Here is a 20,318-nt window from a genome sequence, read left to right on the forward strand (position 1 = left end):
GTTCAAATTCGAGGATTTCCCCATGCCCTATATCGCCGCTGAAAACCGCTACGAGAAAATGATCTACAACCGCTGCGGTCGGTCCGGCCTCAAGCTGCCGGCGATCTCGCTCGGGCTGTGGCACAATTTCGGCGACGACACGCCGCATCGGACCAAGCAGGCGATCGTGCGAAAGGCCTTCGATCTTGGCATCACCCATTTCGACCTCGCCAACAATTATGGGCCGCCGCCCGGCTCGGCCGAGACGGCTTTCGGCGAGATACTGCGTACTGATTTTGCCGCCTATCGCGACGAACTGATCATCTCGACCAAGGCCGGCTACGAAATGTGGGCCGGCCCCTACGGCGAATGGGGCGGGCGCAAATACATGCTGGCCAGCCTCGACCAGAGCCTGAAGCGGATGGGCCTCGACTATGTCGACATCTTCTATTCGCACCGCTTCGATCCCGATACGCCGCTCGAAGAAACCATGGGCGCGCTCGACCATGCGGTGCGTTCGGGCAAGGCGCTCTACGCCGGCATCTCGTCCTACAATTCGCAGCGCACCCGCGAGGCCGCCGACATATTGAGGCAACTCGGTACGCCCTGCGTCATCCATCAGCCGAGCTATTCGATGCTGAACCGCTGGGTCGAGGAGGACGGACTGCTCGACACGCTCGAGGGGCTCGGCGTCGGCTCCATCGTGTTCTCGCCGCTGGCGCAAGGCATGCTGACCGACAAATATCTCGGCGGCATTCCCGATGGCAGCCGGGCCTCCCAAGGCAAGTCGCTCAAGACAGCTTTCATCAACGACCGCACCATTGCCAACATCAAGGCGCTCAACGCGATCGCCGGCAAGCGCGGCCAGACGCTGGCCCAAATGGCCTTGGCCTGGGTGCTGCGCAGGGGCCGGGTTACCTCGGCGCTGATCGGCGCCAGCCGGCCCGAGCAGGTCGAGGATTGCGTCGGGGCGCTGAAGGTGCTCGACTTCAGCGACGCCGAACTGGCCGAAATCGATACATACGCGCGCGAGTCCGACATCAACCTGTGGGCTGCTTCCGCCGAGCGCAAAGGCCCGCCGAGGAAATAGCTGAAGCCGGCTAATGAAGGCTGGCGGAATTGCTCGCGCCGGCCTTCGCGGATGAAGTCAAGTCAGGGCGTGGCCGGCCTCCCTGAGGCGGCGTTGATCGCCGCATGGGTCGGCAGGCCAAAGGTGCCGGGCACACCCTTGGCTACCCTCGTCGAGATTTCTGCCAATATGCCCGCGCGTCATCGATCGGCCCGGGACAACAACAGAAGAGTAGCAAAGACGGCGGTTCGTCGCTATCTGAATGGGATCGGGCCGTTTGCACGCGCGGACAGCCCGCCAACGGCGCAGGACAAGTGGAACAGGACCATGGCGGCAAGGGATGTGCTGACGAAAAACCAGTTGTGCGTGCTCGAGAAACTCGAGATCGCCAGCGGGCCGCTCAGCGCCTACACCTTGCTCGATCAGCTTCGCGAGCGCGGTTTTCGCGCCCCATTGCAGGTCTATCGCGCGCTCGACACGCTGGTGAAATCAGGTTTCGTGCACCGGCTGGAAAGCATTAATTCCTTCGTCGCCTGCGCCGAGCCGCACGACCATAGCCACTCGATGACCGCCTTCGCCATATGCGATACTTGCGGGCAGGTGACCGAAATGTCCGATCACGACGTCGATCACCGGCTGAACGAATGGGTCAACTCGACCGGCTTCGCCGCCAAGAAGGCGGTGATCGAATTTCGCGGGACCTGCGCGAAATGTTTGGCGCAAGCGGCCTGAGGGCCTTCGCCAGCGCGTCAGTGTGCCTCGTCCCAGTTGCTGGCGGCCCGCGCGTCGACATGCAGCGGCACCGACATCGAGACCGCCGGCATCGCCGCGTTTTCCATGACATGGCGCACGACGGGGATCGTCGCCTCGACTTCGGCCTCGACCGTTTCGAAGATCAGTTCGTCATGCACCTGCAGGAGCATGCGGGCCGACAGCTTGGCCTTGTCCAAGGCTTCCTCCATGCGGATCATGGCGCGGCGGATGATGTCGGCGGCGGTGCCTTGCAGGCGGGCGTTGATCGAGGCGCGCTCGTTGAACGCGCGCAGCGACGGGTTCGAGGACCTGATGTCGGGATAGTGGATGCGGCGGCCGAAGATCGTTTCGACGAAGCCGTGCTCGCGGGCATAGGCCTTGGTCTCCTCGATATAATCGCGGATGCCGGGAAAGCGCTCGAAGTATTTCTTGATGTAGGCGCTCGCCTCCTCGCGCGGGATCGACAGCTGGTTGGCGAGACCGAAGGCCGAGATGCCATAGATGATGCCGAAATTGATCGCCTTGGCACGGCGGCGCACTTCCGACGGCATACCCTCCACGGGCACGTTGAACATTTCAGACGCTGTGATGGCGTGGATGTCGGCGCCATCCGCAAAGGCCTGCCGCAATTGCGGGATTTCAGCGACATGGGCGAGCACGCGCAGTTCGATCTGGCTGTAGTCGGCTGACACCAGCCGGAGGCTCTTGTCGGTGATGAAGGCGGTCCGGATCTTGCGGCCTTCAGCCGTGCGCACCGGAATGTTCTGCAGGTTCGGGTCGGAAGACGACAGACGGCCCGTCGTCGTCGCGGCGAGCGCGTAGGAGGTGTGGACGCGTTTCGTGTCGGGATTGACGAAGCCGGGCAGGGCGTCGGTGTAGGTCGATTTCAGCTTGGTCAGCTGGCGCCAATCGACGATCTTACGCGGCAGTTCGTGCCCTTCCGCGGCAAGGTCTTCGAGCAGCTGCGCCGAGGTCGACCACTGGCCGGTCTTGGTCTTGGAGCCGCCGGGCAGGCCCATGCGGCCGAACAATATGTCGCCGAGCTGCTTGGGCGAGCCGATGTTGATGCGCTCGCCGATGAGCAGGTAAATTTCTTCTTCGAGCCGGGCCGCACCTTGCGCCAGTTCCCCCGACAGCCGCGACAGGATCTGCCGGTCGACCGAAATGCCGCGCTGTTCCATGCGCGCCAGCACCGGCACCAGTGGCCGCTCCAGGCGTTCATAGACCGAGACCAGGCCCTTGGCGGCAAGCCGGGGCTTCAGCACCCGCCACAGCCGCAACGTCACGTCGGCATCCTCGGCGGCGTGAGCGGTCGCCCTGTCGATATCGACCTGGTCAAAACCGACAGAGTTCTTGCCGGAACCGGTCACGTCCTTGAGTTGAAGGGGTTTATGGCCAAGCCATTTGTCGGCAAGGGCATCCATGCCGTGGCCATGCGGCGTGCCGGCGTCGAGCACGTAGGAGATCAGCATGGTGTCGTCGAACGGCGCGACATCGATGCCATAGCGGCTCAGGATGACCAGATCGTATTTCAGGTTCTGCGCGATCTTCAGGACCGACCTGTCCTCGAACAGGGGTTTGAGGACCGCCAGAGCCTCGCGAAGCGGAACCTGGTTTTCGAGCGTGCCGCCGCCAAGCAGGTCGCCATTGCCGCTCTTATGGGCGAAGGGAATATAGCCGGCGCGGCCAGGCGCTGTGGCCATGGCCAAGCCGATCAGTTCGGCCTGCATCGGATCGGCCGAGGTGGCCCTGACGTCGAAGGCAGCGATACCGGCCTCCCGCGCCTCCGCGACCCAGGCTTTCAGCGTCGCGATATCGCGGATGCACTGATAGGCCGCGGTATCGATCTTGGCGGTCGCCGCTCTCTCCAGCCGCAATGCGGCCAGGAGGGAAGGGGTGTCACCTTGTTTTGGCGTCTCCGTCGCCTCGGTTTCAGCAACCTGCCTAGGCTCGGAGCCCGTCCCGTTCCGGGCAACGGGCGGTGTTCCGGCGCCGACATCGGGGCCATGTGCATTATCGGCGCGTTCGACGGGCACCGCGACGGCCTGGACGTCGCCGGCCTCGGTGCCGGTCGCTTCCGCCACACGGCGGGTCAGCGAGGTGAATTCCATGGTCTTGAGGAAGCCGATCAGCTTCGGTCCGTCGGGGGCATGCAGGACGAAATCGTCCAATCCTTCTGCCACCGGCACATCGTTCTTCAGCGTCACCAGCTGGCGCGAGATGCGCGCCTTGTCGGCGTTGGCGATGATCGATTCCCGCCTTTTCTCCTGCTTGATCTCGCCGGCGCGGGCGAGCAATCCGTCGAGGTCGCCGAACTGCTCGAGCAGTTGCGCCGCGGTCTTTGGCCCAATGCCGGGCACGCCAGGCACATTGTCGACGGAGTCGCCGGTCAGCGCCTGCAGGTCGATCATCTTTTCCGGCGGCACGCCCCATTTCTCGACGACTTCGGGGATGCCGATCTGCCGGTCCTTCATCGGGTCGTACATGCCGACCGTTTCGCCAACCAGCTGCATCAGGTCCTTGTCGGAGGAGATGATGGTGGTGTCGCCGCCGGCCTCGCAGGCCAGCCGGCAATAGGTGGCGATGAGATCGTCGGCCTCGAAGCCTTCCATCTCGACGCAGGGCAGGTTGAACGCCCTGGTAGCCTGGCGGATCAGGCCGAACTGCGGGATCAGATCCTCGGGCGGAGCCGAACGGTTGGCCTTGTATTCGGGATAAAGGTCGTTGCGGAAGGTTTTCGAGGAATAGTCGAAGATGACGGCGAAATGCGTCGGCACAATGCCCACATCGGTGTTGCGGGCGTCCTGCATCAGCTTCCACAGCATGTTGCAGAAGCCGGAAACGGCACCGACCGGCAGGCCGTCCGACTTGCGGGTCAGCGGCGGCAGCGCGTGATAGGCGCGGAAGATGTAGCCGGAGCCGTCGATGAGAAAGAGATGATCGCCTTTTTTCATGCGGGCAGGGATAGCGCGGCGCGATGGCTTGGTCCATGCCAAAGACAGCGCCAGATACAACACCCTGACAGATCGCGACCCTGACGGATCAAAGGCATACAGGCCCGCTCACGGGCACGTTACAAAAGTGTAACGTTGACGCCCTTGAATCGCCACGTTCACAGACCCAAATACACGTCATCGGCAGTTTTCGCCGAAGTCCGGAGCAAGGCCCGTCCCCCGCCTATACCGGACAATTGCGGCAGCCTATCCCCCCTCTCCGGGCTGCCGCATCGTTTCGAGTAAAAGGCCGCCGTGGTTCCCCCTCCACCACGGCGGCATTTTTTTGCCCGCGGCGGCCATCCGGGTCGTGGTCCAATCGTCCCGGGCTTTTCGTTTCGCCGCTCTGCCTTTACGGTTCCGACACTGAACCGAAAGGCTATTGCAAATGTCCGCAGTCTCCCCCGTCCTCGACCGTCTCGACAAGAATCTCGACCAGAGCCTGGAACGGCTCTTCGGCCTGCTCGGGATCAAGTCGATCTCCACCGATCCAGCCTACGCCGCCGACTGCCGCAAGGCGGCGGAATGGCTGGTGGCGGAACTCAAACTGATCGGCTTCGACGCCAGTGTGCGCGACACGCCCGGCCACCCCATGGTGGTTGCGCATCATGATGGGCCGGCTGGCGCGCCGCATGTGCTGTTCTACGGCCACTACGACGTGCAGCCGGTCGACCCGATCGAATTGTGGGAAAACGATCCCTTCGCCCCCGGGATCAAGGAGGTCGGACCTGGTCACAAGATCATCACCGGGCGCGGCTCGGCCGACGACAAGGGCCAGCTGATGACCTTCGTCGAGGCATGCCGTGCCTGGAAACAGGTGCACGGCAGCCTGCCGTGCCGGGTCACCATCCTGTTCGAAGGCGAGGAGGAATCCGGCTCGCCCTCGCTGAAGCCGTTCCTGGAGGCCAATGCCGAGGAGCTCAAGGCCGACTTCGCGCTGGTCTGCGATACCAGCATGTGGGACCGCGACACGCCGTCGATCTGCGTCGGGCTACGCGGTCTGGTCGGCGAGGAGATCACGGTGAAGGCCGCCGACCGCGATCTGCATTCGGGCCTGTATGGCGGGGCTGCCGCCAACCCGATCCGCATCCTAGCCAAGGTACTGGCCGACATCCACGACAAGGACGGCCATATCACCATCCCGGGCTTCTATGACGGCGTCGAGGAAACGCCCTCGCAGGTGCTGAAATCATGGGAGACGCTGGGCGAGACGGCCGAGACCTTCCTCGGGCCTGTCGGCTTGTCCATCCCATCGGGCGAAAAAGGCCGCTCGGTGCTGGAACTGACCTGGGCGCGACCCACCGCCGAATTCAACGGCATCATCGGCGGCTATACCGGCAAGGGTTTCAAGACCGTCATCGCGGCGGAAGCCTCGGCAAAGATCTCGTTCCGCCTCGTCCACAAGCAGGATCCGGCCAAGATCCGCGCGGCCTTCCAGAAATTCGTCAAGGAACGCATCCCGGCCGATTGTTCGGTCGAATTCCACGCCCATGGCGGCTCACCGGCAATCCAGCTCTCCTACGACTCGCCCTTCCTGGCCAAGGCCAAGACAGCGCTTTCCGACGAATGGCCAAAGCCCGCGGTGACGACCGGCAGCGGCGGCTCCATTCCGGTGATTGGCGACTTCCAGACCTATCTCGGCATGGAATCGCTGCTGGTCGGGTTCGGCCTCGATGACGACCGCATCCACTCGCCCAACGAGAAATACGAGCTCAGCTCCTTCCACAAGGGCCAACGCTCCTGGGCGCGCATTCTGGATGCGCTGACACGCTGAGCGCGGAAAACACGTTTTCTTGTTGATTTTTCACCGGATCGCGGCGAGGACGGGTAACGCCGCGCCCCGGAGAAAACGATGAGCGATATCCGCTTCCATAAAAACGATCTGCCCGACCTTTCGCATTACGATGTCGCGGCGGTGGCGATCGATACGGAAACGCTTGGCCTGAACCCGCACCGAGACCGGCTCTGCGTGGTGCAGATCTCGCCCGGCGACGGCAGCGCCGATGTCATCCAGATCGCGCCGGGCCAGAAGGAGGCACCGAACCTGGTCAAGCTGCTGGCAAACGACAGGGTGACCAAGCTGTTCCACTACGGTCGCTTCGACCTCGCCGTGCTCTACCATGCGTTTGGCGTGATGGCCGAGCCGGTGTTCTGCACCAAGATCGCCTCGCGGCTGACGCGCACTTACACCGACCGGCACGGGCTGAAGGACATCTGTTTCGAGCTTCTCGGCGTCGGTCTGTCCAAGGCGCAGCAATCGTCGGATTGGGCGGCCGAAACGCTGTCGCCCGAACAGCTCGAATACGCCGCCTCCGATGTGCTCTATCTGCATCGTTTGCGCGATGCGCTGGCGGGACGGCTGGCGCGCGAGGGCCGCACGAAGGAGGCGGACGCCTGTTTCCGCTTCCTGCCGACGCGGGCCAAGCTTGACCTGATGGGTTGGGACGAAGAGGATATCTTCGCTCACAGCTGAGAAAAGGGATGAGATGGCGGACAGAAAGCCGATATCGACCGCGCCGACCGATGGCTCCAAGGTCACCGTCACCTGGAAGGACAGCGACGGAGTCCTCAATGAATCCTTAGCGCAATACCGCGACGGCGGCTGGTGGGTCTACACCGACAGCCATACGCAGAAGAAGGTCGAGCCGACCAGCTGGCGGCCCGCTGCCAGCGACGACGACGACCAGTGAGCGCCGCTGGCGAGGCCGGCTGCTTTCGACTAGCCTGAAGCCGTTGATATCGGGGCCGATTCGGAGCCTTCCGCTCCGCACCCGCCCTCTTGCACGGAGGAACCCGCCATGGGCGTCGAAAGCCTTCTCGTCTTCATCCTCATCGGTGCCATCGCCGGCTGGCTCGCCGGTCTCATCGTTTCGGGTTTCGGCTTCGGCCTGATCGGCAACATCATCGTCGGCATTATCGGCGCGTTCATCGCCGGCTGGCTGTTTCCGCGCATCGGCTTCTCGATCGGTGGTGGCATCATCGCCTCCATAATCCACGCCACGATCGGCGCCATCATCCTTTTGGTTCTGGTCAGGGTGCTGAAACGAGCCTGAGGTTCGGCACGACAAAAGGCGCGCCATGAAGCAGAATACGCTCTATCTCATCATTGGCGCGCTCATCGTCGTGGTCGTCGCGCTGGGCGTCTACGTCTACCGCGAGCAGGCCAGGCCGAAAGGCGTCGAACTCAAGATCGACGACAAGGGCATTTCAATCCAGCAGAACTGAACCCGCCGGGATCCAGGAGCGTGACATGGGGGCTTCCGACGCGTGGCAGAGCGGAGAGCGGCCCAGGATCACCGTGGCGGAATGGGAGAGGCTGAACCGGCCGCCACGACGCGAGGCGTTGCTGCGCTATTACTGGCGGACTTTTCGCTTCCTGAGGACATCCGCGCCGGTCAGCGAATTGCAGGGACGACAGCAATCGTTCCGTGACGCGATCGTCGCCACCGTTGCCTTCAACCGGCCTGATGTGATCGCATGGCAGATCCACCTCGTGCGCAGACACCTGGCCGAGCACGAGAGCTATATCGTCTTCGACAACAGCAAGAAGGAGGAGGCGAGGGAAGCCATCCGCGACCTCTGCCTGCGCCAGCACGTCCCCTATGTAGCGTTGCCGAGAAACAGGCTGACGGTCAGCAGATCGCACGGCCAGGCGCTCAACTGGATCGTGCGCAATTTCATGACCGGCTTGGCCCCGAAGGTCTTCGGCTTCATCGACCATGACATCTTTCCGACGGAATCTTTTTCAATCCGCGACCGGCTGAAGGGCAAGAGCGTTTACGGCAGTGTCCGGCGCGACACTCCGACGCCGGGCGGCTGGTTCTTGTGGCCGGCCTTCTGTTTTTTCGACGGAAGCCTGTTGCGGCAGCGGCTGGATTTCGCGCCGAGCTACAAATTCCGTATGGACTCGGGTGGCGGCAACTGGCCGCTGCTCTACCGCACGATCGACCAGGCGCTGGTCAGATTTACCGAGAACAAGTTGCTGCGCTGCGGCGAGGGCGATGACGAGCACGAGGATTTCTTCATGTCGGTCGACGGCTGGCTGCATGTAACCAATGCCTCGAACTGGCGAAGGCAGCCGGTTGACAGGCGCGAACAACTTGTCGCCTTGTTGCGGCAAGCTGCGGGTCCTGACCAGCTGGATGTGAAGTTCGAGCCGATCTAGAAGGATCGGGGTCCGTCGACCGCTCGAACAATGTCGTTGCGGTCACCTGCGAGGAGCAGGCGCTGGCCTTCTATCCGTCGGCTTCGATTGTCGGAACGGCAAGCTCGGGGATCGAGCCAGGCTTGGCGCGCTTTTAAGCGCAGGCTAAGCGCCGGCCGTTTCCCGGTGGCGAACCGACAGTGTCGGAGAGAAGAGGATTAACAAATTCCTAACGGAATTCAGAGGTTTGGCCGAAGGCCTGCTTAACCCGCCCTTAAATCGCCGCATCTACTCTTCAACCCGAGCGCCATTGGCACCGGGGACATCAAGCGCAGCGCATGGCGAACCGCAGAGACAGTCGCATCGAGCCCAGCTTCGAGGGACCGCCGCGAGCGAGATCCCAGACGGGTCTTTCGGTGAGCGAGGAGGACCGCGTCGTGCCGAGCAACCGCAAAGCCTCCGCCAGACGCAAATCATCGAAGGCGAAATCGTCGCGGGGGAGGCGCGGCGGAGGCGGGCGCGGGCTGTTCGGCGTGCTCGGCCGGCTGTTCTACTGGTGCTTCGTGCTCGCCATCTGGGGCGGCATCGCGGTGGCCGGCGTCGTCATCTACTATGGCGCCAAGATGCCGGCGGCCACGACCTGGTCGATTCCCGATCGTGCGCCCAACATCAAGATCGTCTCGGCCGATGGGCAATTGCTGGCCAATCGCGGCATGAGCGGCGGTGAGGCGGTCGGCCTGCACGAAATGTCCCCCTATATCCCCGAGGCGGTGATCGCCATCGAGGACCGCCGTTTCTATTCGCATTTCGGTGTCGATCCGATCGGCCTGTCGCGCGCCATGGTCACCAACCTCATCGGCGGGCATTTCTCGCAAGGCGGTTCGACGCTGACGCAGCAATTGGCCAAGAACCTGTTCCTGACGCCGGATCGTACGCTGGAGCGTAAAGTGCAGGAGGTGCTGCTGGCCCTATGGCTCGAGCACAAGCACAGCAAGGACCAGATACTCGAAATGTACCTCAACCGGGTCTATTTCGGCTCCGGCGCCTATGGCGTCGAGGCGGCCTCGCGGCGCTATTTCGGCAAGAGCGCGCGCGACGTCACGCTGTCCGAAGCCGCCCTGCTTGCCGGCCTCTTGAAAGCGCCCTCGCGGCTGTCGCCGGCGCGCGATCCCAAGGCCGCCGAGGAGCGTTCGCAGCTGGTGCTCGGCGCCATGCGCGAGGAGGGCAAGATCAGCGAAAAGGAGCTGAAAACGGCGCTCAGCGCGCCGGCGACGCGCTCGCCATCCTACTGGACCGGTTCGGAAAACTATGTCGCCGACACCATCATGGAAGAATTGCCCGACCTGATCGGCGACGTGCGCGGCGATATCGTCATCGATTCTACCGTGGACCTGAACCTGCAGAAGCTCGCCGAAAAATCGATCCGCCGGCTGATCGACGACAGCGGCAAGAAGCTCAACGTCACCCAGGGCGCGCTGGTGTCGATCGACGATTCCGGCGCGGTACGCGCCATGGTCGGCGGCTACGACTATTCGACCAGCCAGTTCGACCGTGCCTCGGAGGCGCGCCGGCAGCCGGGCTCGGCGTTCAAGCCGTTTGTCTATATGGCGGCACTTGAGGCCGGCCGCACGCCTGACAGCATCCGCAACGATGCGCCGATCAAGATCGGCAACTGGACACCGGACAATTACGGCGGCAAGTACTTTGGCAAGGTCACCTTGGCGACAGCGCTGGCAAAATCGCTGAACTCGGTTGCCGCGCAGCTGACCATGGAAGTCGGCCCGAACGCGGTGGTGGAAGCCGCGCACCGCATGGGCATCCAGTCCGACCTGCAGGCCAACACCTCGATCGCGCTCGGCACCTCGGAAGTGACGCCACTGGAGCTGACTTCGGCCTATGTGCCCTTCGCCAATGGCGGCTACAAGCCGGACATCCATTTCATCCGCCGCGTGACGACGTCAGACGGCAAGGTGCTCTACGACAGCGCCGGCGGCAGCGCACCGCGCGTGATCAAGCCTGAGATCGTCGGCATGATGAATTCGATGATGACCGGCACGGTCGAGGTCGGCACCGCCAGGAAGGCGGCTTTCGCCTGGCCGTCGGCCGGCAAGACCGGCACCAGCCAGAATTCGCGCGACGCCTGGTTCGTCGGCTATACCGCCAATCTGACCACCGGCGTATGGTTCGGCAACGACGATGGCACGGCGATGAAGAAGGTCACCGGCGGCGCGCTGCCGGCGCAGGCCTGGCACGAGTTCATGGTCGCCGCGCATGAGGGCGTGCCCGTGCGGCCGCTGCCCGGCACCTGGAAATCGACGCCGGCCGACACCATCGTCCCCGACGAGATTCCCTCTGCCAGCAACAACCAGCCGGCACCGGTTCCGTCGGCGTCCGTCGGCCAGCAGCCGCCGGCCGCGCAGGCGACAGCACCGGCAACGCCGGTCCGTGCGGCGCGGCCTGCCCAGACCGTCGATGCCGATGGCTTCGATATGCCGGCGGATGACGGCACCACCGCTTCGGTCGGACATCCGGTGCCGCCAGGCAGCGTCGGCGGTCGGCTCAAGAAACGGCAGACGTCGATCCTGGATATCCTTGGCGGCGGCTGAGCAGCCGGCTGGCGGCGTCAATCCGCCTCTCGCCACCTCGGCGGCATTCGGCTACATGTCCAGCCCGGAGACCGCGACATGACCGAGACCGACACCAGAAAAACCATCGTGCTGACCGGCGCCAGCCGCGGTATCGGCCATGCCACTGTCAAGCGCTTTTCGCGCGAGGGCTGGCGCGTCATCACCTGCTCACGCCAGGCCTTTGCCGAGGATTGCCCGTGGCCAGCCGGTCCCGAGGATCACATCAAGGTCGACCTCGCCGATCAGGAAGATGTCGGTATTGCGGTCTCGGAAATCCGCCATCGGCTGGAATCCCATGGTGGCCAGTTACACGCGCTGGTCAACAATGCAGGCATTTCGCCCAAGCTCAAGGACGGCAACAGCCGCATGAACTCGATCGACACGCCGATGCATGTCTGGCGCGACGTGTTCCAGGTCAATTTCTTCGCGCCGATCATGCTGGCGCGCGGCCTGTTCAAGGAATTGGCGGCGGCCAAGGGATCGATCGTCAATGTGACGTCGATCGCCGGCACCCGCGTCCATCCCTTCGCCGGCACCGCCTATGCGACGTCGAAGGCCGCGCTCGGCTCGCTGACGCGCGAGATGGCGCATGATTTCGGCCCGCACGGCATCCGCGTCAACGCCATCGCGCCAGGCGAGATCGACACCGCGATCCTGTCGCCGGGCACGGAAAAAATCGTCGAGACCATCCCACTGCGGCGCCTGGGCACCACGGCTGAGGTGGCCGACATCATCTTCTTCCTGTGCTCGAGCCAAGCGTCCTACGTGACCGGCTCGGAAATCCACATCAATGGCGGCCAGCACGTGTGAACTGATCGAGCCAAGGCCCGCTCATCTGGCCAGGGTGACAACAGCCTTCGCAGTTCATTCGTGGCTTGATCAACGCGCCTGTGGGCAGCGCCGGCTCAGGCAGCGGACGGTTCAGCGACCCGCGGCTTTTGGCCAAGCACCTCTTCGACAATGCCGCGCGCGATCTCGCGTTCGCCCATGATCACCGTATCGGCGCCGAGCCCCTTGAGATGCTCGACCTCGGCGTCGGAATGGGCGCGGGCGACGACGTTGATATTGGGATTGGCGGCGCGTGCCCGCAGCACGATCTGGCCGGCCTCGAACGCGTTGGGAATCGCAAGGATCAGCCGCGTGGCGCCTTCGGGATTGGCGGCGGCGAAGACTTCGGCGTTGGCGGCGTTGCCGGCGACGGTTTCGATGCCGTCTGCTTTCAGCTTCGCCAGGGTCTTGTCGGCATCCTCGATGACCAGGAAAGGCCGTGCTGCTTCTTTCAACGCGGCGCCGACGAGGCCGCCGACGCGGCCGTAGCCGATCAGGATGGCATGACCGGTGAGCGCCGTCCTGGGTGGCGGGCCGTCTTCCTTTTTGGGCGCTACGGCGACCGAGGCGACATGGCCCGGTTCCGTCGCCGGGCCAACCGGCTTGGCGTCCGCCGGCGGCGCCGTCCTGGCGGCGCGGGCCTCGAGCCACGGCTTCATCCAGTCGATGGTCAGGAACATCAGCGGGTTGAGCACGATCGACAGGATGGCGCCGGCCAGGATGAGGTCCCGTCCCTGTTCGGGCAGAAGTTTCAGCCCGACGCCGAGTTCGGCCAGGATGAAGGAGAATTCGCCGATCTGGGCGAGGCTGGCCGAAATCATCAAGGCCGTGGCCAGCGGATAGCCGAAGGCGACGACGATGACGAACGCCGCCAGCGACTTGCCGATGACGATGATGGCCAGCGTCGCCAGGATCGGCAGGCCGTTGCTGAACAGGCTGAACGGGTCGAACAGCATGCCGACGGAGACGAAGAACAGCACCGAGAAAGCATCTCGCAGCGGCAGCGATTCTTCCGCGGCACGGTGGCTGAGCTCGGATTCGCTCATGATCATGCCGGCGAAGAAGGCGCCCAGCGCCAGCGAGACGCCGAACAGTTTTGCCGCGCCGAAGGCGACGCCGAGCGCTATTGCCAGCACCGAGAGGCGGAACAGTTCGCGCGACCCGGTATGGGCAACGTAGTGCAGGATCCAGGGAATGACCCTGCGGCCGACCACCAGCATGACGACGACGAAGGCGGCGACCTTCGCCAGCGTCATGCCGACGACACCCCAGATGCCGTAACTGGCCGGCAGCGCCAGCAGGCCGCTCGAATGGGCATCGGCCGGTTCTTGGCCGCCGAGTACGCCGGCAAGGGCCGGCAACAGCACCAGCGCCAGCACCATGGCCAGATCCTCGACGATAAGCCAGCCAACGGCGATGCGGCCGCGCTCGGTCTCGATCAAGCGGCGTTCCTGAAGCGCGCGCAGCAGCACCACGGTCGAGGCGACCGATAGCGCCAGGCCAAACACCACGCCCGCCCCCATCGACCAGCCGAGCATCCAGGACAGCCCGGCGCCGAGCGCCGTGGCAAAGCCGATCTGGACAATGGCGCCCGGCACGGCAATGGCGCGGACCGACAGAAGGTCCTTCAGCGAAAAATGCAGGCCGACGCCGAACATCAGGAGGATGACGCCGATTTCGGCCAATTCGTTGGCAAGGCCGGCGTCGGCGACAAAACCGGGTGTGTTCGGCCCAACCAGCACGCCGGCCACGAGATAGCCGACCAGTGGCGGAATGCGGAACCGATTGGCGAGGGCGCCGAAGACGAAAGCCAGCCCCAGACCGGCGACGATGGTGGCGATAAGGGGCGTGTCATGCGGCATTGTCTATGGAGCGCCTTTCAAGCCAGCGATGTCGGATATGCGCCGCCCTAAGCCGCCGCCTGTTTGCAATATGGTGGACGGGGTGTCGGCGATGCAACCCGCAAAGCCGCGAATCAACGTCGAGACGGCAAAAACCTGACCGGCAGCTGAGTGACTGCCGGTCAGGTGCTTGGGTCAGTGGCGACCGTGCTGCGACCCGATAGGCGCCTTCGCCGCGCGTGGTCAGGCTGCCTGCAGCAATGCCTCGATCTCGAAAATGGCGTGGTTGGTCATGGTCTTCGGGATTTCGGCCGTGACCTTGTCGCCAACCTCCTTATGCAGCTTCTTGCGCATCGCGCCGAGCACCATGGGCGGGGCGACAAGCACAAGACTGTCGAATGCACCCTCATGTGCAAGCTTGTAGAGGCGGGCGGCAATCTCCTCGGCGAAGCGTTCCTTGCCGATGCGATGCCAGTCGGTCTCCTCGACCGCGCTGCGATGCACGGATGGGCCGTCATTGTATCGACCGGGGCTGTCGCTTCCCTGTTCGCGTGTGGGCGGGTTCTCCTGTTCCATCACCTGCACGACTTCAAGGTTGGGAAACTTGGTGTCGCCGGCGTTCTTGAGCAGGAGCGCCTTTTCGCCGTCGGCCACCAAAACCCAAATGCCATGCTTCAGTTTGACCGTGTTCATAGGGACGCTCCTTGTTGAGTGGTGGCTATACCGGGAACGCATTTTGACCCGTCAACGTTCCCCCCGAACGGAGGACCGAGTGGCCGTGCAGGCAGGCGCTGAAGACGAAATCACCACCGGACGACTTTAATCTACTGAATTGGTAGAAATTAGAAAAAACTGTTTTGTGGGATAGGTAGCCGGCAGCTAAAAGTGCTTGAAATCAAGGCGCGTTTCAGCAGCCCGGGCGCTCCCGGTGCGTGGGCATGGAATATTTTTCTCCCGCCCTTCGCGGTTGCGGAAAAGCGATTGCCTGCCATCACCGGATGCGCGAGTGCTTTGCTTCTGCTTTTTTGCGCTTGGGCGTAAAACTGCGACCCTGTTCCCGGATCTGCTTTGTCATGTCGCAAGCCACCACCAAGCTCAACGCCTTCCCCGTCTTCATGCGGGTCGAGGGCGAAGCCGTGGCCATTGTCGGCGGCGGCGAGGAGGCTTTGGCCAAGGCGCGGCTGATCGCCCAGTCGAGCGCGGTCCTGCACATCATCGGTGGGGATGCCGAACCGGATCTGTTGGCCTTCATCGCCGAGACGGGCGCGAACCATATGCCCGGCGCGTATGATGCTTCGCAGCTTGAAGGCGCCGTGATGGTGTTTGCCGCCAGCGGCGACGAGGCGCTCGACCGTCGCGTCGCCGCCGACGCGCGCCGGCTGGGCATTCCCGTCAATGCCGTCGACCGGCCGGACCTCTGTGATTTCTTCACTCCGGCGCTGGTCAACCGCGCACCGGTCGCCGTGGCGATCGGTACCGAAGGCGCGGGCCCCGTGCTTGCCCAGATGCTGCGCAGCCGCATCGACCGCATGCTGTCGCCCTCGCTCGGGCCACTGGCAGCGCTTGCGGCGTCGTTCCGCAATGCCGCCGAGAGATTGCCCAGGGGCAATGTACGTCGCCGTTTCTGGAGCGACTTCTTCGGCGGAGCGCCAGCACGCGCCGTCGAGGCCGGCGAATTTTCACAGGCGCGCGAAGCCGCCACCGATCTGCTGTTGTCCGACGCGCCCATTCGCGGCCACATCGCCCTGGTGGGCGCCGGTCCCGGCGCCGAGGACCTCCTGACCCTGCGGGCGCATCGTCTGCTGATGGAGGCCGATGTCATCGTCCATGACGCGCTGGTGCCGGAGGCGGTCGTCGCCATGGGCCGCCGCGATGCCGAGCGCCTGCCGGTGGGAAAGCGCAAGGGCTGCCATACCAAGAGCCAGGCCGAAATCAATGCGTTGCTGGTGGATCTCGGTCGTCAGGGCAAGCGCGTCGTGCGGCTGAAATCGGGCGATCCGCTGGTGTTCGGCCGCGCCGGCGAGGAGATGGCCGCGCTTCGTGACGCCGGCATTGCCTATGAGGTGGTTCCAGGCGTCACAGCGGCCTTTGCCGCTGCCGCCGATTTCGAACTGCCGTTGACGCTGCGCGGCGTTTCCTCCTCGATGGTGTTCACCACCGGCCACGATCTCAAGGGCAATTCACTGCCGGATTGGGCCAAGCTCGCGATTTCCGGCGCTACCGTTGCCGTCTACATGGGCCGCTCGGTCGCGGCCGAAGTTGCCGGCCGGCTGATCGAGGCGGGCTTGTCGCCGGACACGGCGGTCGCCGTGGTCGAGAATGCCAGCCTGGCGAATCGCCGACGCTTCCACGGCACGCTTGCCGACCTGCCGTCGCTGGAAGCGCGCGCCGATCTGTCGGGCCCGGTCATGACCATCATCGGCGACGCCGTCGCCGGCGCCAATTTCGAGCGGTCTGAGCCGCTCGCGGCACACAGGCACGAGAGCGTGCCCGTAGCAGCCGCCGAGGGAGTTCAGCCATGAAGATACTGACCGCCAATCGCCTCGGCGACGGCATTGCCGTGTGGTACGCCGATAGCGGCTGGGCCGAGACGGTGGACCATGCGGACCCTGCCCACGACAAGGCGGCCGAGGATCGGCTGGAGGCGATCGGCGCCAAGGCCCATGCCGACAATGAAGTGGTCGACGTCAATCTGATCGACGCGGACATCGTCGACGGCGTTGTCGAGCCGGTGCGGCTGCGCGAGAAGATCCGCGCCGCTGGCCCGACCATCCGCAACGACCTCGGCAAGCAGGCCGAGCGGGCGGCATAGCCAGGACACCAGGTGAACGGGCGGACGCGCCCTGAAAGACGAAGCATGTACCGTTACGATGAGTTCGACCACGATTTTGTCCAGGCCCGCGTCGCCGAGTTCAGCGACCAGGTCGACCGCCGGCTGTCCGGCGAGATTACTGAGGACCAGTTCCGGCCGCTCCGGCTGATGAACGGCGTCTATCTGCAGCTGCACGCCTACATGCTGCGCATCGCGGTGCCCTACGGCACGCTGAACGGCAAGCAGTTGCGCATGCTCGGCCACATCGCCCGCAAATACGATAAGGGCTACGGCCATTTCACCACGCGCCAGAACATCCAGTTCAACTGGCCGGCGCTGTCGGACATTCCAGCGATTCTGGCGGACCTGGCCAGCGTGGAGATGCACGCCATCCAGACCAGCGGCAACTGCATCCGCAATGTCACCGCCGATCATTTTGCCGGGGCTGCCGCCGACGAGGTCGCCGATCCGCGTCCCTATGCGGAAATCCTGCGGCAGTGGTCCTCGGTGCATCCGGAATTCTCGTTCCTGCCGCGCAAGTTCAAGATCGCGGTGACGGGAGCCGAGCGCGATCGTGCCGCCATCCAGACGCACGATATCGGCCTGCACCTGAAGAAGAACGCCGCCGGCGAACTCGGCTTCGCCGTCTATGTCGGTGGTGGCCAGGGCCGCACGCCGATGGTGGCGAGGAAGATCCGCGACTTCTTGCCCGAAGCCGACCTTCTCTCCTACTGCACGGCGGTCCTGCGTGTTTACAATCTCTATGGCCGCCGCGACAACAAGTACAAGGCGCGCATCAAGATCCTGGTCCACGAGACCGGCGCCGAGGAAATCACCCGGCAGGTCGAGGCCGAGTGGCAGGAATTGAAGGACGCGGAGCTGAAGCTGCCCGAGGCGGACATCCGCGCGATCGAGGCCTATTTCGCACCGCCGGCGCTGACCGGGCGGCCGGACGGCGACGCTGCCGTCAAGGTGGCGCGGCTGGATTCCAAGGGCTTCTCGGACTGGCTCGACCAGAACGTGGTGACGCACCGCCACCCCGACTACGCGGCGGTGACGATCTCGCTCAAGGGTATCGGCGAGGTGCCGGGCGATGCGACCGACAGCCAGATGGAAGCGGTCGCGGACATTGCCGAGAAATATGCCTTCGACGAGCTTCGCGTCAGCCACGAGCAGAACCTGATCCTGCCGCATGTGGCGCGTGCCGACCTCAAGGCGGTCTATGACGCGCTGGTCGACATCGGGCTGGCGACGGCTAATTCCAACCTGATCTCGGACATCATCTCGTGCCCGGGCCTCGATTATTGCGCGCTGGCGACGGCACGCTCGATCCCGATCGCACAGGAAATCTCGCGCCGCTTCGCCTCGCTGGAGCGGCAGCGCGAGATCGGCGAATTGAAGCTGAAGATCTCCGGCTGCATCAATGCCTGCGGCCACCACCATGTCGGCCATATCGGCATCCTCGGTGTCGAGAAGAAGGGCTCCGAACTCTACCAGGTGACATTGGGCGGTTCGGCCGACGAGAACACTTCGGTCGGCGAGATCATCGGCCGTGGCTTCTCTTCGGAAGAAATCACCGACGCCATCGAGCAGATCGTCGACACCTATCTCGGCCTTCGGCTCAACCCGCAGGAAAAATTCATCGACGCCTACCGCCGTGTCGGTCCCGCGCCGTTCAAGGAGGCGCTCTATGCTGGCGAAGCCAAGGCCGCTTGACCATATTGCCGATGTCGATGACGGCATCGCCGCCAAAGCGGCGGGGTTTGACGCGCTCTACGGTCATCTCAGCCCGATCGAGATCATCGAACGATCGGCCAACGATCTGTTTCACGACGAGATCGCCGCCGTGTCTTCGTTCGGCGCGGATTCGGCAGTGCTGCTGCATATGATCGCCAAGATCGACCGCACGCTGCCGGTCATCTTCCTCGATACCGGCAAGCATTTCGAGGAGACGCTCGGCTATCGCGACGCGCTGGTCGCCGATTTCGGATTGACCAACATCCGGGTGATCAAGCCGGACGAAGCGGCGCTCGAACGGATCGACCCGACCGGCAATCTGCACCAGAACAACACCGATGCCTGCTGCGACGTGCGCAAGGTCGAGCCGCTGGCACGTGGCGTCGCACCCTTTCGCGCCTGGTTCACGGGCCGCAAACGCTTCCAGGCCTCGACACGGGCCGCACTTCCGGTGTTCGAGGCGGTCGGCCCTCGCATTCGCATCAATCCGCTGGCGCACTGGACGACGTCGGACCAGGCCGACTACATGCGCGCGCATGCGCTGCGCGAAAACCCACTGGTCGCCTATGGTTATCTGTCGATTGGCTGCTTTCCCTGCACGCAGCCGGTGCAGCCGGGTGAGGATGCGCGCAGCGGCCGCTGGGCCGGCCACGCCAAGACCGAGTGCGGCATTCACCTGTCGGGACTGGAAGTGTCGCTGACCGACGCATCACTATAAGGTATGTTGCCATTCAGGTGAGGCCGGGCTGCAAACGGCGGCTTCCTGCGCTTCCGGTGCTCACGGACTGCAAGTGCGTTCCGCTCCGGTTCTCGCAAGCCGCCGTTTTCGACACAGCCTGACCTGAATTTCAACACACGCTCGAGCTCTTCGAATTTTAGGAATTTTAATGACTGGACCGACGACACCGGAGACCCGGCTCTGGACCCCGGAGGGTTTTCGCGAGGACGAGTGGAGCCATGCCGAGAGCGCCGACGCGCTTTCCGGCAATGGCCGATTCATCCTGCCGCTGCAGGCGTTCCTCGATCTCGACCCGGAGGTGCGCCGCTCGGCGAAGGAGCGGCTCGGCGTCGTGCTGCAGCCCGGCGACCAGCTCGAGAAGATCGCCGACCTGCTCGACCAGCTATCGCTGGTGGCGCTGGCCTTCCCGGCTTTCGGCGACGGCCGCTCCTTCTCCAAGGGCGAACTGCTGCGCAGCCGTTATCATTTCACGGGCGCGCTGCGTGCCACCGGGCAGGTCTTGGTCGACCCGTTGCCGCACATGCTGCGGCTTGGCTTCGATGAATTCGAGATCTCGAATCCAGTGCTCTTGAAGCGTCTGGAAGAAGGCCGCACCGGCGGGTTGGGGCTTTATTACCAGCCGGCCGCCATAACGGAGACCAAGGGTCCGAAATATTCCTGGCGGCGCCTTCGCAACAGCTGACGCTTTTTCCAGCAAGGTCGAAGGCCTCTACTCCAAAAAACTGGTCGTACCAATTATGCGATTTGCGCTTTTCCTTCCGGCATCTTGCCCTTAGGATACCGCTGTTATTTCGCG

The 20,318-nt window shown here is 64.0% G+C and carries 18 protein-coding genes; 15 read left to right on the forward strand and 3 right to left on the reverse strand.

What is annotated here, in order from left to right:
- The first annotated feature begins 22 nt into the window (after positions 1–22).
- Together mgrA and LB557_RS19725 are read left to right on the forward strand one after the other, a co-directional pair.
- Complete coding sequence (gene mgrA / locus LB557_RS19720) at positions 23–1,069, forward strand: L-glyceraldehyde 3-phosphate reductase (RefSeq protein WP_140661851.1); 1,047 nt, start codon at positions 23–25, stop codon at positions 1,067–1,069.
- A gap of 306 nt (positions 1,070–1,375) precedes the next feature.
- Positions 1,376–1,780, forward strand: a complete 405-nt coding sequence (locus LB557_RS19725; protein ID WP_015315682.1) for a Fur family transcriptional regulator — start codon at positions 1,376–1,378, stop codon at positions 1,778–1,780.
- A gap of 17 nt (positions 1,781–1,797) precedes the next feature.
- Here the strand turns inward: LB557_RS19725 and polA are convergent, their stop codons facing one another.
- Positions 1,798–4,755: a DNA polymerase I gene (gene polA, locus LB557_RS19730; protein ID WP_224642504.1), complete on the reverse strand. Its 2,958-nt coding sequence runs from the start codon at positions 4,753–4,755 to the stop codon at positions 1,798–1,800.
- A gap of 427 nt (positions 4,756–5,182) precedes the next feature.
- Here polA and LB557_RS19735 point away from each other — a divergent pair, with 427 nt between their 5' ends.
- From LB557_RS19735 to LB557_RS19770, 8 genes are all read left to right on the forward strand, one after another.
- Positions 5,183–6,568, forward strand: a complete 1,386-nt coding sequence (locus LB557_RS19735; RefSeq protein WP_224642502.1) for a M20/M25/M40 family metallo-hydrolase — start codon at positions 5,183–5,185, stop codon at positions 6,566–6,568.
- A 78-nt stretch (positions 6,569–6,646) separates the two neighbouring features.
- Complete coding sequence (locus tag LB557_RS19740; protein ID WP_224642501.1) at positions 6,647–7,267, forward strand: ribonuclease D; 621 nt, start codon at positions 6,647–6,649, stop codon at positions 7,265–7,267.
- Between the two features lie 13 nt (positions 7,268–7,280).
- On the forward strand, positions 7,281–7,484 hold the full coding sequence (locus LB557_RS19745; RefSeq protein ID WP_015315686.1) for a hypothetical protein: 204 nt from the start codon (positions 7,281–7,283) through the stop codon (positions 7,482–7,484).
- A 108-nt stretch (positions 7,485–7,592) separates the two neighbouring features.
- Positions 7,593–7,847 (forward strand): GlsB/YeaQ/YmgE family stress response membrane protein, encoded by a 255-nt coding sequence (locus LB557_RS19750; RefSeq protein ID WP_015315687.1) that lies wholly within the window; start codon positions 7,593–7,595, stop codon positions 7,845–7,847.
- Between the two features lie 25 nt (positions 7,848–7,872).
- Positions 7,873–8,019: a hypothetical protein gene (locus tag LB557_RS19755; RefSeq protein ID WP_015315688.1), complete on the forward strand. Its 147-nt coding sequence runs from the start codon at positions 7,873–7,875 to the stop codon at positions 8,017–8,019.
- Positions 8,020–8,044: 25 nt separating this feature from the next.
- On the forward strand, positions 8,045–8,959 hold the full coding sequence (locus LB557_RS19760; RefSeq protein WP_224642499.1) for a hypothetical protein: 915 nt from the start codon (positions 8,045–8,047) through the stop codon (positions 8,957–8,959).
- 317 nt (positions 8,960–9,276) lie between these two features.
- Complete coding sequence (locus tag LB557_RS19765; protein ID WP_224642497.1) at positions 9,277–11,544, forward strand: transglycosylase domain-containing protein; 2,268 nt, start codon at positions 9,277–9,279, stop codon at positions 11,542–11,544.
- A gap of 78 nt (positions 11,545–11,622) precedes the next feature.
- Complete coding sequence (locus LB557_RS19770; protein ID WP_015315691.1) at positions 11,623–12,375, forward strand: SDR family NAD(P)-dependent oxidoreductase; 753 nt, start codon at positions 11,623–11,625, stop codon at positions 12,373–12,375.
- A gap of 95 nt (positions 12,376–12,470) precedes the next feature.
- Here LB557_RS19770 and LB557_RS19775 read toward each other — a convergent pair whose 3' ends face one another.
- Complete coding sequence (locus LB557_RS19775) at positions 12,471–14,255, reverse strand: cation:proton antiporter (protein ID WP_224642495.1); 1,785 nt, start codon at positions 14,253–14,255, stop codon at positions 12,471–12,473.
- 222 nt (positions 14,256–14,477) lie between these two features.
- A complete protein-coding gene (locus LB557_RS19780; protein ID WP_224642493.1) occupies positions 14,478–14,927 on the reverse strand; it encodes a host attachment protein in 450 nt (149 codons plus the stop codon).
- A 380-nt stretch (positions 14,928–15,307) separates the two neighbouring features.
- Between LB557_RS19780 and cysG the strand changes: the two genes are divergently transcribed.
- From cysG to LB557_RS19805, 5 genes are all read left to right on the forward strand, one after another.
- Positions 15,308–16,756 (forward strand): siroheme synthase CysG, encoded by a 1,449-nt coding sequence (gene cysG, locus LB557_RS19785; protein ID WP_140787879.1) that lies wholly within the window; start codon positions 15,308–15,310, stop codon positions 16,754–16,756.
- On the forward strand, positions 16,753–17,046 hold the full coding sequence (locus LB557_RS19790) for a DUF2849 domain-containing protein (protein ID WP_224642491.1): 294 nt from the start codon (positions 16,753–16,755) through the stop codon (positions 17,044–17,046). Before cysG ends, LB557_RS19790 begins: the two co-directional genes overlap by 4 nt.
- Positions 17,047–17,091: 45 nt before the next feature.
- A complete protein-coding gene (locus tag LB557_RS19795) occupies positions 17,092–18,762 on the forward strand; it encodes a nitrite/sulfite reductase (RefSeq protein WP_224642489.1) in 1,671 nt (556 codons plus the stop codon).
- Positions 18,737–19,501 (forward strand): phosphoadenylyl-sulfate reductase, encoded by a 765-nt coding sequence (locus LB557_RS19800; RefSeq protein ID WP_023770638.1) that lies wholly within the window; start codon positions 18,737–18,739, stop codon positions 19,499–19,501. Before LB557_RS19795 ends, LB557_RS19800 begins: the two co-directional genes overlap by 26 nt.
- 169 nt (positions 19,502–19,670) lie before the next feature.
- On the forward strand, positions 19,671–20,204 hold the full coding sequence (locus tag LB557_RS19805) for a DUF934 domain-containing protein (RefSeq protein ID WP_140618888.1): 534 nt from the start codon (positions 19,671–19,673) through the stop codon (positions 20,202–20,204).
- Positions 20,205–20,318 lie beyond the last annotated feature (114 nt).

It is taken from the genome of Mesorhizobium sp. BR115XR7A, assembly GCF_020165315.1.
GTDB classification, from domain to species: Bacteria; Pseudomonadota; Alphaproteobacteria; order Rhizobiales; family Rhizobiaceae; genus Mesorhizobium; species Mesorhizobium australicum.

Coding starts and splice junctions, on each gene's coding strand:
- mgrA (WP_140661851.1), top strand. CDS start 23: ATGCCCTATATCGCCGCTGAAAACCGCTACGAGAAAATGATCTACAAC.
- LB557_RS19725 (WP_015315682.1), top strand. CDS start 1,376: ATGGCGGCAAGGGATGTGCTGACGAAAAACCAGTTGTGCGTGCTCGAG.
- polA (WP_224642504.1), bottom strand. CDS start 4,755: ATGAAAAAAGGCGATCATCTCTTTCTCATCGACGGCTCCGGCTACATC.
- LB557_RS19735 (WP_224642502.1), top strand. CDS start 5,183: ATGTCCGCAGTCTCCCCCGTCCTCGACCGTCTCGACAAGAATCTCGAC.
- LB557_RS19740 (WP_224642501.1), top strand. CDS start 6,647: ATGAGCGATATCCGCTTCCATAAAAACGATCTGCCCGACCTTTCGCAT.
- LB557_RS19745 (WP_015315686.1), top strand. CDS start 7,281: ATGGCGGACAGAAAGCCGATATCGACCGCGCCGACCGATGGCTCCAAG.
- LB557_RS19750 (WP_015315687.1), top strand. CDS start 7,593: ATGGGCGTCGAAAGCCTTCTCGTCTTCATCCTCATCGGTGCCATCGCC.
- LB557_RS19755 (WP_015315688.1), top strand. CDS start 7,873: ATGAAGCAGAATACGCTCTATCTCATCATTGGCGCGCTCATCGTCGTG.
- LB557_RS19760 (WP_224642499.1), top strand. CDS start 8,045: ATGGGGGCTTCCGACGCGTGGCAGAGCGGAGAGCGGCCCAGGATCACC.
- LB557_RS19765 (WP_224642497.1), top strand. CDS start 9,277: ATGGCGAACCGCAGAGACAGTCGCATCGAGCCCAGCTTCGAGGGACCG.
- LB557_RS19770 (WP_015315691.1), top strand. CDS start 11,623: ATGACCGAGACCGACACCAGAAAAACCATCGTGCTGACCGGCGCCAGC.
- LB557_RS19775 (WP_224642495.1), bottom strand. CDS start 14,255: ATGCCGCATGACACGCCCCTTATCGCCACCATCGTCGCCGGTCTGGGG.
- LB557_RS19780 (WP_224642493.1), bottom strand. CDS start 14,927: ATGAACACGGTCAAACTGAAGCATGGCATTTGGGTTTTGGTGGCCGAC.
- cysG (WP_140787879.1), top strand. CDS start 15,308: ATGTCGCAAGCCACCACCAAGCTCAACGCCTTCCCCGTCTTCATGCGG.
- LB557_RS19790 (WP_224642491.1), top strand. CDS start 16,753: ATGAAGATACTGACCGCCAATCGCCTCGGCGACGGCATTGCCGTGTGG.
- LB557_RS19795 (WP_224642489.1), top strand. CDS start 17,092: ATGTACCGTTACGATGAGTTCGACCACGATTTTGTCCAGGCCCGCGTC.
- LB557_RS19800 (WP_023770638.1), top strand. CDS start 18,737: ATGCTGGCGAAGCCAAGGCCGCTTGACCATATTGCCGATGTCGATGAC.
- LB557_RS19805 (WP_140618888.1), top strand. CDS start 19,671: ATGACTGGACCGACGACACCGGAGACCCGGCTCTGGACCCCGGAGGGT.